At 60.9% G+C, this 12807-nt stretch carries 12 protein-coding genes; 9 read left to right on the forward strand and 3 right to left on the reverse strand.

Annotated elements, in window-relative coordinates:
- The first annotated feature begins 1 nt into the window (after position 1).
- Both ACP7BZ_RS06160 and ACP7BZ_RS06165 read left to right on the forward strand, forming a co-directional pair.
- Positions 2–388 (forward strand): type II secretion system protein, encoded by a 387-nt coding sequence (locus ACP7BZ_RS06160; RefSeq protein WP_426111109.1) that lies wholly within the window; start codon positions 2–4, stop codon positions 386–388.
- Position 389: 1 nt separating this feature from the next.
- Positions 390–1073 carry a type II secretion system protein gene (locus tag ACP7BZ_RS06165; RefSeq protein ID WP_426111111.1) on the forward strand — a complete coding sequence of 228 codons (684 nt, stop codon included), beginning with the start codon at positions 390–392 and terminating at the stop codon, positions 1071–1073.
- Between the two features lie 13 nt (positions 1074–1086).
- On the opposite strand, the gene murJ is transcribed toward ACP7BZ_RS06165, so the two are convergent.
- Positions 1087–2625: a murein biosynthesis integral membrane protein MurJ gene (gene murJ, locus ACP7BZ_RS06170; protein ID WP_426111113.1), complete on the reverse strand. Its 1539-nt coding sequence runs from the start codon at positions 2623–2625 to the stop codon at positions 1087–1089.
- Here murJ and ACP7BZ_RS06175 point away from each other — a divergent pair.
- The 3 genes from ACP7BZ_RS06175 to ACP7BZ_RS06185 all read left to right on the forward strand — a co-directional run bounded on the left by ACP7BZ_RS06175 (position 2582) and on the right by ACP7BZ_RS06185 (position 5604).
- Positions 2582–2764 carry a hypothetical protein gene (locus tag ACP7BZ_RS06175; protein WP_426111694.1) on the forward strand — a complete coding sequence of 61 codons (183 nt, stop codon included), beginning with the start codon at positions 2582–2584 and terminating at the stop codon, positions 2762–2764. The two genes, murJ and ACP7BZ_RS06175, sit on opposite strands and share 44 nt — an antisense overlap.
- 103 nt (positions 2765–2867) lie before the next feature.
- Entirely contained in the window at positions 2868–3134 is a 267-nt protein-coding gene (rpsT, locus tag ACP7BZ_RS06180) for a 30S ribosomal protein S20 (RefSeq protein WP_426111115.1), read from the forward strand.
- A gap of 241 nt (positions 3135–3375) precedes the next feature.
- On the forward strand, positions 3376–5604 hold the full coding sequence (locus tag ACP7BZ_RS06185; protein ID WP_426111117.1) for an NADP-dependent isocitrate dehydrogenase: 2229 nt from the start codon (positions 3376–3378) through the stop codon (positions 5602–5604).
- Between the two features lie 102 nt (positions 5605–5706).
- Here the strand turns inward: ACP7BZ_RS06185 and ACP7BZ_RS06190 are convergent, their stop codons facing one another.
- On the reverse strand, positions 5707–6258 hold the full coding sequence (locus tag ACP7BZ_RS06190; RefSeq protein ID WP_426111119.1) for a pseudouridine synthase: 552 nt from the start codon (positions 6256–6258) through the stop codon (positions 5707–5709).
- Positions 6259–6445: 187 nt separating this feature from the next.
- Between ACP7BZ_RS06190 and icd the strand changes: the two genes are divergently transcribed.
- Both icd and ACP7BZ_RS06200 read left to right on the forward strand, forming a co-directional pair.
- Positions 6446–7708 carry an NADP-dependent isocitrate dehydrogenase gene (gene icd, locus ACP7BZ_RS06195; protein WP_426111121.1) on the forward strand — a complete coding sequence of 421 codons (1263 nt, stop codon included), beginning with the start codon at positions 6446–6448 and terminating at the stop codon, positions 7706–7708.
- Between the two features lie 323 nt (positions 7709–8031).
- Positions 8032–9435: a methyl-accepting chemotaxis protein gene (locus ACP7BZ_RS06200; protein WP_426111123.1), complete on the forward strand. Its 1404-nt coding sequence runs from the start codon at positions 8032–8034 to the stop codon at positions 9433–9435.
- Between the two features lie 187 nt (positions 9436–9622).
- Here ACP7BZ_RS06200 and ACP7BZ_RS06205 read toward each other — a convergent pair whose 3' ends face one another.
- Complete coding sequence (locus ACP7BZ_RS06205) at positions 9623–9826, reverse strand: cold-shock protein (RefSeq protein ID WP_426111676.1); 204 nt, start codon at positions 9824–9826, stop codon at positions 9623–9625.
- 320 nt (positions 9827–10146) lie between these two features.
- On the opposite strand from ACP7BZ_RS06205, the gene clpS reads away from it, so the two are divergent.
- Together clpS and clpA are read left to right on the forward strand one after the other, a co-directional pair.
- Positions 10147–10449: an ATP-dependent Clp protease adapter ClpS gene (gene clpS / locus ACP7BZ_RS06210; RefSeq protein WP_426111125.1), complete on the forward strand. Its 303-nt coding sequence runs from the start codon at positions 10147–10149 to the stop codon at positions 10447–10449.
- A complete protein-coding gene (clpA, locus tag ACP7BZ_RS06215) occupies positions 10446–12749 on the forward strand; it encodes an ATP-dependent Clp protease ATP-binding subunit ClpA (protein WP_426111127.1) in 2304 nt (767 codons plus the stop codon). The genes clpS and clpA overlap by 4 nt, the downstream gene beginning before the upstream one ends.
- Positions 12750–12807: the final 58 nt, after the last annotated feature.

The following is a 12807-nucleotide window of genomic DNA, read 5'->3' on the forward strand; positions in this document are numbered from 1 at the left end:
GATGCCCCCACTCCCATCGCGCCTGCGCGGCTTCACCCTGATCGAACTGCTGGTGGTGCTGGGCATCGTCGCGCTGCTATTGACGCTGGCCGTGCCGCGTTTTTTCCCCAGCATCGACCGCGCCAAAGAAACCATCCTGGCCGACAATCTGCGCAACACCCGCACCGTCATCGACCAGTATTACAGCGACACCGGGCGCTATCCCGACTCGCTCGAGCAGCTGGTGGAAAAAAAGTATTTGCGCGCGCTGCCGATCGATCCGATCAGCGACAACGCCACCAGCTGGATCGTGGTGCCTCCCGAAGATGGCAGCAAGGGCGCCGTCTATACCATCCGCAGCGGGGCGCCTGGCAATGACCTGAGCGGCAAACTGTACGCGGACTGGTAGCATGAGAGCACCTGGGCAAGGGCGGGGGCAGGGCGGTTTTACCTATCTCGGCATGATCATCCTGGTGACCGTGCTGGGCTTGGTGGGCGCTGCCACCCTGAAAATCGATGCCCTGTTGCGCCGCGCTGCCGCCGAGGAAGAGCTGCTGGCGGTCGGCACCGCCTTTGCCGACGCCCTCACCAGTTACGCCGCTGCCACGCCGGCGGGGCAGCCGACCCAGCCGCCAACCTTGCTGGACCTGCTGCGCGACAGCCGCAGCCCGGCCATCCGCCGCCACCTGCGCAAGGTGTTTATCGATCCGATGACGGGCACCACCGACTGGGGCATCGTCTGGCTGGGCGACCATCAGGGCGTGCTGGCGGTGTACAGCAAGTCGTCCGTGCAGCCCCTGAAAATTGCCAATTTCGATGCGCGGCTGGCCGGCTTTGATGGTCGCCAGCACATGTACGACTGGCGTTTTGTGGCCAGCGTGCCGGCGCCGCTGCTGCCTGCTGCAGTGCCGGCGCCCGGGCCGGGGGCAGCCCCAATCCCAGCGCTGCCCTCGCTGTTTGCGGTGCCGCCGCCAGCAGCGGCGCCAATGCCAGTGCCGGTCGAGCCGCCCGTGGCCGAGCCGCCCGCGGCCGATCCCCTCAGCGCCGACGACGGCCAGTCAGAGACGCCGACTGCGCGTCCGCCGCCGCGCTGACAAAGGCCGCGGACTAGCCGGCGCGCCGCTTGAACTGGCTGACCCTGAAGCCGAGCGCCAGCAGGACGATAAAATACAGCGCCGCCGCGAGCGCGATAATGGCGAACAGTGCCGCCGCCCGCAGCCAGGCGTGGGCGTGCATGGCGGGCCAGTCGATCAGCGACTGGCCGTACCAGCACAGAACTCCCATCGCCGTCACCGCCAGCAGCAGGCGCAGCAGGAAGCCCGGCCAGCCCGCCTGCGGCGTATAAATGCGGCGCCGGCGCAGGCCGATGTACAGGCACAGCGCGTTCAGGCAGGCGCCCAAGCCGATCGACAGCGCCAGTCCCGCCACTTGCAGGCGCGGCACAAACAGGTAATTCATCAGCTGCGTGGCGATGAGCACAGCGACGGCGATGCGCACCGGCGTCTTGATGTCCTGGCGCGCATAAAATGCCGGTGCCAGGGTCTTGACCAGGATGATGCCGACCAGTCCGGCGCTGTACGCCATCAGGGGCAGGCGGGCGGCGGCCAGGTTGGCGGCGTTGAATTTTCCGTAGTGAAAAAGGGTGGCGATCAGCGGTTCAGCCAGGGTGGCCATGCCAACCGCTGCCGGCAGGGCCAGCAAAAACGTCAGGCGCAGCCCCCAGTCGAGCAGGGCGGCGTATTCGACGGTGTCGGCTTCCGCATTCGCTTTCGATAGGCTGGGCAGCAAGATGGTGCCCAGCGCCACCCCCAGCATGGCGGTGGGAAATTCCATCAGGCGGTCGGCGTAAGACAGCGCCGACACGCTGCCAGTCGCCAGGCTCGACGCGATCTTGGTGTTGATCATCAGGCTGATCTGCGCCGCCGAGACGGCAAATACCGCCGGCCCCATCTTGCGCAGCATGCGCCGCACGCCGGGATCGCGCAGGCCGGTGAGGGGGTTGAGCGCCAAGCGCGGCAGCATGCCGATCTTGCGCAGCGCGGGAATCTGCAGACCCACCTGCAGCAGGCCGCCGACCAGCACCGCGATGGCCATGGCGTAGATGGGCGTATTCATCAACTGCACCAGGAACAGCGAGGCGAGAATGAAGGCGACGTTGAGCAGCACGGGGGTGAAGGCAGGAATCTTGAACTGGCGCCAGGTGTTGAGCACGCCACCGGCGAGGGCGACGAAGGACATGCAGGCGATGTATGGGAACATCAGGCGGGTCATCCACACCGCTTCGGCGTTTTTGTCGAGGCCGTCGGCAATCAGCCAGATCAGCGCAGGGCTGAGGACGATCCCCACCAGGCTGGTGAGCACGGTGGCCCATACCAGGGTGGTGGCGACATGGTCGACCAGCACCTTGGTGGCGTCGTGGCCGTTCTGCGTCTTGTATTCCGAGATGATGGGCACGAAGGCCTGGGCGAAGGCGCCCTCGGCAAACAGGCGGCGCAACAGGTTGGGAATGCGGAAGGCGACGATGAAGGCGTCCGAGTAGGCCGAGGCACCGAAGGCGCGCGCAAACAAGCTCTCGCGCAACAGGCCGGTGACGCGGGACAGCATGGTCATGCTGGAAATGGCAGCTAGGGTTTTGAGCAAGTTCATGGCGCAGGATTATATCCCGGCAACAGTGCGCGCGGACGGCCCTGCCGGCCTGCTGCGCATTTTTGAATTGCCCGTCGCGCAATTAGTCGTTATAATCGAAGGCTGTACAGAATTCTGTTACGCAGACACATTTGTTTGACAGGCACTGGTTTGACAGCGCGCACGTCCCGGAACGCAGGGCGGGCGGTCCTGCCAAACGCTTGTGTTTGCAAACGCAACTTGACCCCGTTTTAGGAAATTCCATGGCAAATACCGCACAAGCACGCAAGCGCGCTCGTCAAGCAGTTAAGCAGAACGCTCACAATTCGTCGCAGCGTTCGACCCTGCGCACCGCTATCAAGGCAGTGCGTAAAGCGATCCAGGCTGGCGACAAAGCCGCCGCGACCACGATTTTCCAGACTTCCGTGTCGAAAATCGATAGCATCGCTGACAAGAAAATTATTCACAAGAACAAAGCAGCCCGTCACAAGAGCCGTCTGGCAGCTGCCCTGAAAGCACTGTCGGCCTAATTGGCGATCGTGCGCGCGGCTGCCCGCCGCGCCGGCAGTCTTTGATGTAAATATTGCTTGAAAGACCCGCCCGATCCTTGATCCGGCGGGTTTTTTCGCTTCTGTTTCGCCGGCTATGGTCCCATGGGCGGGTCGCGTGGGATAATAGCGAAGGACCAGCCTGCCCCGAGCACGTGCGGGGCGGCCGTCATTGTTCGTTTCACCCATCGCGACCGTTGTCGCGATCACCAAGGAAAAGCGCATGAGTAGTGATCAGACCATCATCTATACCCTGACCGACGAGGCGCCATTGCTGGCGACCCACGCCTTCCTGCCAGTTGTGAGCGCCTTCGCCAAGGCCGCCGGCATCACCATCGCATCGAGCGATATCTCGGTATCGGCCCGCATCCTGGCGACCTTCCCGGAGCGCCTGGCGCCCGAGCAGCGCGTGCCGGATGCCCTGCTCGACCTGGGGCAAAAGACCCTCACGCCCGATGTAAACATCATCAAGCTGCCCAATATCAGCGCCTCGGTGTCGCAGCTGGAAACGGCCATCAAGGAATTGCAGGGCAAGGGCTACGACATTCCCGACTACCCGGCCGAGCCAAAGACGGACGAAGAAAAAGCCATCAAGCTCAAGTACGGCAAGTGCATCGGTTCGGCAGTCAATCCGGTCCTGCGTGAAGGCAACTCCGACCGCCGCGCTCCGCGCGCCGTCAAGGAATATGCGCGCAAGAACCCCCATTCGATGGCGAAATGGTCGGCTGCCTCGCGCACCCATGTCTCGCACATGACCGAAGGCGACTTTTACCATGGCGAAAAATCGCTGACCGTCAAGGGTGACCGTGAAGTCAAGATGGAATTGATCACCGCCAGCGGCAACACCATCGTGCTCAAGCCGAAGGTCAAGCTGCTCGACGGCGAAATCATCGATTCGATGTTCATGAGCCTCAAGTCGCTGCTCAAGTTCTACGAAGAGCAGATCGAAGACGCCAAGGACACCGGCGTGATGTTTTCGCTGCACGTCAAGGCAACCATGATGAAGGTGTCGCACCCGATCGTGTTCGGTCACTGCGTGCGCATGTTCTACAAGGAAGCGTTTGCCAAGCACGGCGCCCTGTTCGACAGCCTCGGCATCAACGTCAACAACGGCATGGCCGATCTGTACAACAAGATTGCCGATCTGCCCGTCTCGCAGCGCGATGAAATCATCCGCGATATCCACGCCTGCCAGGAACACCGTCCGGCGCTGGCCATGGTCGATTCGGCCAAGGGCATCACCAACTTCCATTCGCCCAACGACGTCATCGTCGATGCCTCGATGCCGGCCATGATCCGCGCCGGCGGCAAGATGTACGGCGCCGATGGCCGCCTGAAGGAAGTCAAGGCGGTGATCCCCGAGAGTACCTTTGCGCGGATCTATCAGGAAATCCTCAATTTCTGCAAATGGCATGGCGCTTTCGATCCCAAGACCATCGGCACGGTACCGAACGTCGGCCTGATGGCCCAGCAAGCCGAAGAATACGGCTCGCATGACAAGACCTTTGAAATCAGCGAAGCGGGCGTGGCCAATATCACCGACCTGGCAACGGGCGAAGTGCTGCTGAGCCAAAACGTCGAGCAGGGCGATATCTGGCGCATGTGCCAGGTCAAGGATGCGCCAATCCGCGACTGGGTCAAGCTGGCCGTGGCCCGCGCGCGCAATTCGGGCATGCCGGCCGTGTTCTGGCTCGACCCGTACCGTCCGCATGAAAACGAGCTGATCCACAAGGTGCGCACCTACCTGAAAGACCACGACACCACCGGTCTGGACATCCAGATCATGTCGCAGGTGCGCGCCATGCGTTACACGCTCGAACGCCTGATTCGTGGCCTCGACACCATTTCCGTCACCGGCAACATCCTGCGCGATTACCTCACTGACCTGTTCCCGATCATGGAACTGGGCACCAGCGCCAAGATGCTGTCGATCGTGCCGCTGATGGCCGGTGGTGGCATGTACGAAACGGGTGCCGGTGGTTCGGCGCCGAAACACGTGCAGCAACTGGTCGAAGAAAACCACTTGCGCTGGGATTCGCTGGGCGAATTTTTGGCGCTGGCGGTGTCGTTCGAAGACCTCGGTCTGAAGACCGGTAATGCGCGCGCCAAGATTCTGGCCAAGACGCTCGATGCTGCCACCGGCAAGCTGCTCGACAACCGCAAGTCGCCATCGCCGAAAACGGGCGAGCTCGACAACCGCGGCAGCCAGTTCTATCTGTCTATGTACTGGGCGCAGGAACTGGCCGCGCAGACGGACGACGCCGCACTGGCAGCGCAGTTCGCGCCGCTGGCCAAGTCGCTGACCGACAACGAAGCGACCATCGTCGCCGAGATGCTGGCAGTGCAGGGCAAGCCGGTCGATGTCGGTGGTTACTACAAGCTCGATGAAGCAAAAGTGTCGGCCGCCATGCGTCCGAGCCCGACCTTCAATCACGCCATCGACGGCTTTTAAGCGTCGCTGATTGCTCTGTGCGGGCGCTGCGGCGCCCATTAAAAAAACCCGCCCGGTGCAGACCGTGGCGGGTTTTTTTTGTGCCGGGCCCGGCGGCCTGATTCATACGTAGGCGGGCACGATCACATGCTCGCCCGGCATCAGCGGGTGGGTCGCCAGCGAAAACGGCCCGATGCTGCTGCGCACCAGCCGCAAGGTCGGCACGCCGACCGCCGCCGTCATGCGCCTTACCTGCCGGTTCTTGCCCTCTTGTAAAGTGATGGCGATCCAGCTGGTCGGCTTGTCCTGGCGCGTGCGGATCGGCGGTTGCCGTGGCCACAGCCAGTCGGGGGCGGCAATCTGCACGGCGCGGCAGGGCTTGGTGGTAAAGTCGCCCAGATCGAGTGGCGCCTGCAGGCGCGCCAGGGTGGCGGCGTCGAGAACGCCATCGACCTGCACCAGGTAGGTTTTCGCTTCCTTGTGATCGGGGTGCGCGATTCTGTGTTGCAACATGCCGTCGTCGGTCAGCAGCATCAAGCCCTCGCTGTCGGCATCGAGACGGCCGGCCGGGTAAATATTCGGGATGCTGAGGTAGTCGGCCAGCGTGGCACGGCCCGCTTCGCCGCTGAACTGGCACAGGACCTGGAAGGGTTTGTTAAAGAGAATCAGGGGCATACAGTCCAGCGTAAATGATGGGGCCGCGGTCGCTTCAGCGGAGCGGCTAAAAGGATAGCACCTCGCAAACGACTGGTGCATAATGCAAAACACTTTATCTTATGTCTTATGAAAGACCGGCCCCGCTGACGGTGTTCGCCAGCGTCCCCTTTTATACGACGCACGACCGATCCTGGCAGGAGAGCCCATGTACCAACATATTACCGTTCCGGCCGATGGCCAGAAAATCGCCGTCAATGCCGACTTTTCGCTGACGGTGCCGCACAATCCCATCATTCCCTATATCGAAGGCGATGGCACCGGGGTCGATATCACGCCGGTGATGATCAAGGTGGTCGATGCCGCCGTCGCCACCGCTTACGAGGGCGCGCGCAAGATCAGCTGGATGGAAATTTTTGCCGGAGAGAAAGCCACGGCCGTCTACGGCCCCGACGTCTGGCTGCCCGACGAGACGCTCGCTGCCGTCAAGGATTACATCGTCTCCATCAAGGGGCCGCTGACCACCCCCGTCGGCGGCGGCATCCGTTCGCTCAACGTGGCGCTGCGCCAGCAGCTCGACCTGTACGTCTGCCTGCGCCCGGTGCGCTATTTCACCGGCGTGCCTTCGCCCATGAAAGAGCCGGAAAAAACCAATATGGTGATCTTCCGCGAAAACTCGGAAGACATTTATGCGGGCATTGAATACGCAGAGGGCAGCGCCGGCGCCAAAAAGCTGATCGATTTCCTCGTCAATGAAATGGGCGTGACCAAGATCCGCTTTCCAGACACTTCCGGCATTGGCATCAAGCCAGTATCGATCGAGGGCACCGAACGGCTGGTACGCAAGGCCATTTTGTATGCGATCGACAATGACAAACCCTCGGTGACGATTGTCCACAAGGGCAACATCATGAAGTACACCGAGGGTGGCTTTCGCGACTGGGCGTATGCGCTGGCGCAGAAGGAATTCGGCGCCGAGCTGATCGACGGCGGACCGTGGATGAAACTGAAAAACCCGAAAACGGGGCGCGATATCGTCATCAAGGATTCGATCACCGACGCCTTCCTGCAACAGATCCTGCTGCGCCCGATTGAATACAGCGTGATCGCCACCCTTAATCTGAATGGCGACTATATTTCCGACGCGCTGGCCGCCCAGGTCGGCGGCATCGGCATCGCCCCGGGCGCCAATCTGTCCGATTCGATCGCCATGTTCGAGGCCACCCACGGCACCGCGCCCAAGTATGCGGGCAAGGATTACGTCAATCCCGGCTCCATGATCCTGTCGGCCGAAATGATGTTGCGCCACATGGGCTGGCTGGAAGCGGCTGATCTGTTGATTGCATCGATGCAAAGGGCGATTGCCTCGAAGCGCGTGACCTATGATTTCGCCCGCTTGATGGAGGATGCCACCCAGGTCTCGTGTTCCGGATTTGGCGAGGTGATGATCGAGATGATGAAACAAAAATAAGGCTGCGCGTCGCGCGCAAGTCAGGCCGACCGGCCACGCAGCCCCGGGCACATTCTGCCCGGGGCTTTTTTTATTGATTGAATATTGTCAATAATTTATTGTTGGTGCCGTTTGTCGTTGCTCATTTACAACTTTATCGCCAATTCTAGCGGGATCAATGATGTCTTTGGCCATGCCCCTTATACTGTCAAGCTGCTTCCCTGGGGCAACTATCGCTGTCGAAACCGTGCGCCGCGATCGTCTTGCCCCGATTTTTTCCGATTACAATGATGCCAAATACACTACAATCTGAGCTGCAAAAGCAGGCTCGTTCCGCCGATCACATGATGCTCTACATACTGTGGGGGCTGTTGGCGGTGTCGCTGGCACTGGCCAGTCTGCATGACACCTGGCGCTGGTGCCTGCTGGTCGGCTTGCCGGCGGCGGCGCTGCCGAGCGCCCTGATCGTCTTGCGTAGTGGGCGTCGCAGTACGGCGATGGTGGTGGCGGCGGCGCTGATGGTGTTTGCGGCCTTGCACATTCATCAGGCCGACGGCATGATCGAAGTGCACTTCGGTATTTTCGTGCTGCTGGCGTTTCTGCTGTGTTACCGCGATCCGCTGGTGGTGGTGGTGGGCGCCGCCGTCATCGCGGTGCACCACCTCAGTTTTAACTATTTGCAGGAGCTGGGCTATGGCGTGCGCTGTCTGAGCGAGCCGGGCTTCGGCCGCGTGGTCATCCACGCGACCTATGTGATCGTCGAAACGGCAGTGCTGTGTTATCTCGCCGTGCTATTGCGGCGCGAAGCGGTGCAGGCGGCCGAGCTGGGTGTGCGGGTGGCGGCGATGTCGGCTGGCGACGCCGGCACCATCGATTTGCGCCATGGCAGCGCCGCCAACAGTCCCGCCGGACTGGCGCTCGACACCATGATCGGCCGTCTGCATGCGGCCGTCAGCCAGGTGCAGCAGGGCGTCGGTGCGATTGCCGGCGCGTCCCAGGAAATCGCCGAGGGTAACCAGGATCTGTCCAGCCGCACCGAGCAACAGGCGCTGTCGTTGCAGGGCACCATCGCCACCATGGGCACGCTCAGCGAGCGCGTGCGCCAGAGCGGGGCCGATGCGCGCCGCGCCAGCGCGCTGGCGGTATCGGCGTCCGGCGAAGCGGTACGCGGCGGCGCAGTGGTGGCCGAGGTGGTCGACACCATGGCGTCCATCAACGAGTCGTCGAAACGGATTGTCGACATCATCGCGGTGATCGATGGCATCGCCTTTCAAACCAATATCCTGGCCCTCAATGCTGCCGTGGAGGCGGCGCGCGCCGGGGAGCAGGGACGTGGTTTTGCCGTGGTGGCGTCCGAGGTGCGCAACCTGGCGCAGCGCTCGGCGGCGGCGGCCCGGGAAATCAAGCAGCTGATCGGCGACTCAGTCGGTCGGGTGGCCGCTGGCACCGCGCTGGTCGACGCTGCCGGCGCCCGCATGCAGGAAATCGTCGCCAGCGTGGCGGGCGTGTCAGCCCTGATCGGCGACATCAGCGCCGCCAGCGCCTTGCAGGAAGGCGATATCGATCGTATTCACGAAGCCATCGGCCAGATGGACGGCGTCACCCAGCAAAATGCAGCGCTGGTCGAACAGGCGGCAGCGGCAGCGTCGTCCCTGCACCAGCAGGCTGCCAGCCTGGGCGGTATCGTCGAACGCTTCACCTTGCAGGCGGCGGCGCCGGGGAATCTGCGGCTGAGCAACGACGGTTGAGCAACAGCGGTTGAGCAACTGCGGCTGACCCGGGCCACCCTGACAGCACTGCCAGTGTTGCGCGGCGCGCTTTTGTGCACTAACGAAAACAGGCCCGGATCGCCGCCCCGGCGCGCAGCCAGGCAGCAACGACAGGCGAAAAAAAACCCCACCTGAGGGCGGGGTCTTTTACAGTCCGGCTTGCTGCTTAAGCATTCTGGATGTTGGAAGCTTGCTTGCCTTTAGGGCCTTGCGTGACTTCGAATTGTACTTTTTGACCTTCTTTGAGGGTCTTGAAACCATTCATGTTGATTGCGGAAAAGTGCGCGAACAGATCTTCGCCGCCATCATCAGGAGTAATGAAACCAAAGCCTTTGGAATCATTGAACCATTTAACTATACCTGTTGCCATAAAAAGAACTTTCAAAAAAAACCAATCACACGAGCCATCAAGCAAGAAGCTTCTTGCCCCCTCCTCAGCCTGCTCACTTCTTATCAACCACACACCTACCGCGGACTGATATCTGCATTGTTGGCGGAATGACTATTGAAGTCAAGCGCTTTTAAATCGCACTTGTTTTTTTTGCCACATGCGTCATAAATCCAACTCTTGTTTTATCCAAACGGGTCGCCATCTGCGCTACAGGCGGAAAACGCGTAAGATGGAAAACATGTGTAAAAGTGCCGCTGTTGATGCGGCGCGACCTGAGTGAAAGCATTAGAATAAAGCGTATGGCAACCAAGCAAGATACCGAGCAATTACTGGAGCGGCAGGTGGTCAAACCTCCGCCGATGTACCAGGTGGCACTATTGAATGACGACTACACGCCGATGGAATTCGTGGTGGCCGTCATCCAAGAGTACTTCAACAAGGATCGGGAAACGGCTACGCAGATCATGCTTTCCGTACACCGTCATGGCAAAGGCGTGTGCGGGGTGTTTTCCAAAGATGTCGCGTGTACCAAAGTGGAGTTTGTATTAACGCATGCGCGTAAGGCAGGGCATCCCCTGCAGTGCGTGATGGAGGAAGTATGATTGCGCAGGAACTGGAAGTCTCGCTACACATGGCGTTTGTCGAAGCCCGGCAAGCACGGCATGAATTCATCACCGTTGAGCATTTGCTGCTGGCGCTGCTGGACAACCCATCGGCCGCCGAAGTCCTGCGCGCCTGTGCGGTCAACATCGACGATTTGCGCAAAACGCTGACCAATTTTATTGGCGATAACACCCCCACCGTGCCCGGCACGGGCGAGGTCGACACGCAGCCCACGCTGGGTTTCCAGCGTGTGATCCAGCGCGCCATCATGCACGTTCAGTCTGCATCGAACGGCAAGAAAGAAGTTACCGGCGCCAACGTGCTGGTGGCCATCTTTGGCGAAAAAGATTCGCACGCGGTGTACTACCTGCACCAGCAGGGCGTGACCCGTCTGGACGTGGTCAACTTCATTTCGCACGGCGTGCGCAAGGACCAGCAGGCCGATGCCGCAAAAACGTCGGAAGGCGTGGAAGAGGCGCAGGTCGAAGGCCAGCCGAAAGAAAGCCCGCTCGACCAGTTCACGCTCAACCTGAACAAGGCGGCCGCCGAAGGCAAGATCGATCCACTGATCGGCCGCGAGGAAGAAGTCGACCGCGTCATCCAGATCCTGTGCCGGCGTCGCAAGAACAATCCGCTGCTGGTCGGCGAAGCGGGCGTGGGCAAGACCGCCATCGCCGAAGGGCTGGCCTGGAGAATCACCCAGGAAGATGTGCCGGAAATCCTGCAAAACGCCGTCGTGTTTTCGCTCGACATGGGTGCGCTGCTCGCTGGCACCAAGTACCGCGGTGACTTTGAACAGCGCCTGAAGGCCGTGCTCAAGCAACTCAAGGACACGCCCAACGGCATCCTGTTCATCGATGAAATCCACACCATCATCGGTGCCGGTTCGGCCTCTGGCGGTACGCTCGACGCTTCCAACCTGCTCAAGCCGGCGCTGGCCAACGGCCAGCTCAAATGCATCGGTGCGACCACGTTCACCGAGTATCGCGGTGTGTTCGAAAAAGACCACGCACTGTCGCGGCGCTTTCAGAAGGTCGACGTCAACGAGCCGACCGTCGAACAAACCATCCAGATTTTGCGTGGCCTGAAATCGCGCTTCGAAGAGCACCATGGTGTCAAGTATTCGGCCTCGGCCCTGACTACCGCAGCCGAACTGGCAGCGCGCTTCATTAATGACCGCCATTTGCCGGACAAGGCCATCGACGTCATCGACGAAGCAGGCGCAGCCCAGCGCGTGCTGCCCAAGTCGAAGCAAAAGAAAACCATCGGCAAGGCGGAAATCGAAGAAATCATCGCCAAGATCGCCCGCATCCCACCGCAAACGGTCAACCAGGATGACCGCAGCAAGCTGCAAACGATCGACCGCGATTTGCGCAACGTCGTCTTCGGCCAGGATCCGGCCATCGATGCGCTGTCGTCGGCGATCAAGATGGCGCGCGCCGGTCTCGGTAAACAGGACAAGCCGATCGGCTCATTCCTGTTCTCCGGTCCGACCGGTGTCGGCAAGACCGAGGTGGCCAAGCAACTGGCTTTTATCCTTGGTATCGAGCTGATCCGCTTCGACATGTCGGAATACATGGAACGGCACGCGGTCTCGCGCCTGATCGGTGCGCCACCCGGTTATGTCGGTTTCGACCAGGGCGGTCTGCTGACCGAAGCGATCACCAAGAAGCCGCATGCGGTGCTGCTGCTCGACGAAATTGAAAAAGCCCACCCGGACATTTTCAACATCCTGCTGCAGGTGATGGACCATGGCACGCTGACGGACAACAACGGCCGCAAAGCCGACTTCCGCAACGTGATCATCATCATGACCACCAATGCGGGCGCCGAAAGCTTGACCAAGCGCTCGATGGGCTTTACCGACTCGAAAGCGGCCGGCGATGAAATGGCTGACATCAAGCGCATGTTCACGCCTGAGTTCCGTAACCGTATCGATGCCACCATCAGCTTCCGTGCGCTCGACGAAGAGATCATCCTGCGCGTGGTCGACAAGTTCCTCATGCAACTGGAAGAGCAGCTGCACGAGAAAAAAGTCGAAGCGATCTTTACCGAGAAGCTGCGCAAGTTCCTCGGCAAGAAGGGTTTTGATCCGCAGATGGGCGCGCGACCGATGGCACGCCTGATCCAGGACATGATCCGCAAGGCGCTGGCCGACGAGCTGTTGTTTGGCCGCCTGATCAACGGCGGCAAGATCGTGGTCGACCTCAACGAGAAGGATGAGGTGCTGATCGAGTTCCCCGAAGGCGATTCGCTGCCGCCACCGACCTCGCCGCCCGAAACGGTCGAGATCGAATAAGCAGGCCGTAACGCAAAAAACCCGCCAACGTCAGTCTGGCGGGTTTTTTTATTGCAAG

It is taken from the genome of Massilia sp. PWRC2 (genome assembly GCF_049896725.1).
In the GTDB taxonomy this organism is placed as follows: Bacteria; Pseudomonadota; Gammaproteobacteria; order Burkholderiales; family Burkholderiaceae_D; genus JAFCUW01.

Excerpts from the sequence above, each read along its gene's own strand:
- ACP7BZ_RS06160 (WP_426111109.1), top strand. The coding sequence starts at position 2 with ATGCCCCCACTCCCATCGCGCCTGCGCGGCTTCACCCTGATCGAACTG.
- rpsT (WP_426111115.1), top strand. The coding sequence starts at position 2,868 with ATGGCAAATACCGCACAAGCACGCAAGCGCGCTCGTCAAGCAGTTAAG.
- clpA (WP_426111127.1), top strand. The coding sequence starts at position 10,446 with ATGATTGCGCAGGAACTGGAAGTCTCGCTACACATGGCGTTTGTCGAA.
- clpS (WP_426111125.1), top strand. The coding sequence starts at position 10,147 with ATGGCAACCAAGCAAGATACCGAGCAATTACTGGAGCGGCAGGTGGTC.
- ACP7BZ_RS06200 (WP_426111123.1), top strand. The coding sequence starts at position 8,032 with ATGATGCTCTACATACTGTGGGGGCTGTTGGCGGTGTCGCTGGCACTG.
- icd (WP_426111121.1), top strand. The coding sequence starts at position 6,446 with ATGTACCAACATATTACCGTTCCGGCCGATGGCCAGAAAATCGCCGTC.
- ACP7BZ_RS06205 (WP_426111676.1), bottom strand. The coding sequence starts at position 9,826 with ATGGCAACAGGTATAGTTAAATGGTTCAATGATTCCAAAGGCTTTGGT.
- ACP7BZ_RS06190 (WP_426111119.1), bottom strand. The coding sequence starts at position 6,258 with ATGCCCCTGATTCTCTTTAACAAACCCTTCCAGGTCCTGTGCCAGTTC.
- ACP7BZ_RS06165 (WP_426111111.1), top strand. The coding sequence starts at position 390 with ATGAGAGCACCTGGGCAAGGGCGGGGGCAGGGCGGTTTTACCTATCTC.
- ACP7BZ_RS06175 (WP_426111694.1), top strand. The coding sequence starts at position 2,582 with ATGGTCATGCTGGAAATGGCAGCTAGGGTTTTGAGCAAGTTCATGGCG.
- ACP7BZ_RS06185 (WP_426111117.1), top strand. The coding sequence starts at position 3,376 with ATGAGTAGTGATCAGACCATCATCTATACCCTGACCGACGAGGCGCCA.
- murJ (WP_426111113.1), bottom strand. The coding sequence starts at position 2,625 with ATGAACTTGCTCAAAACCCTAGCTGCCATTTCCAGCATGACCATGCTG.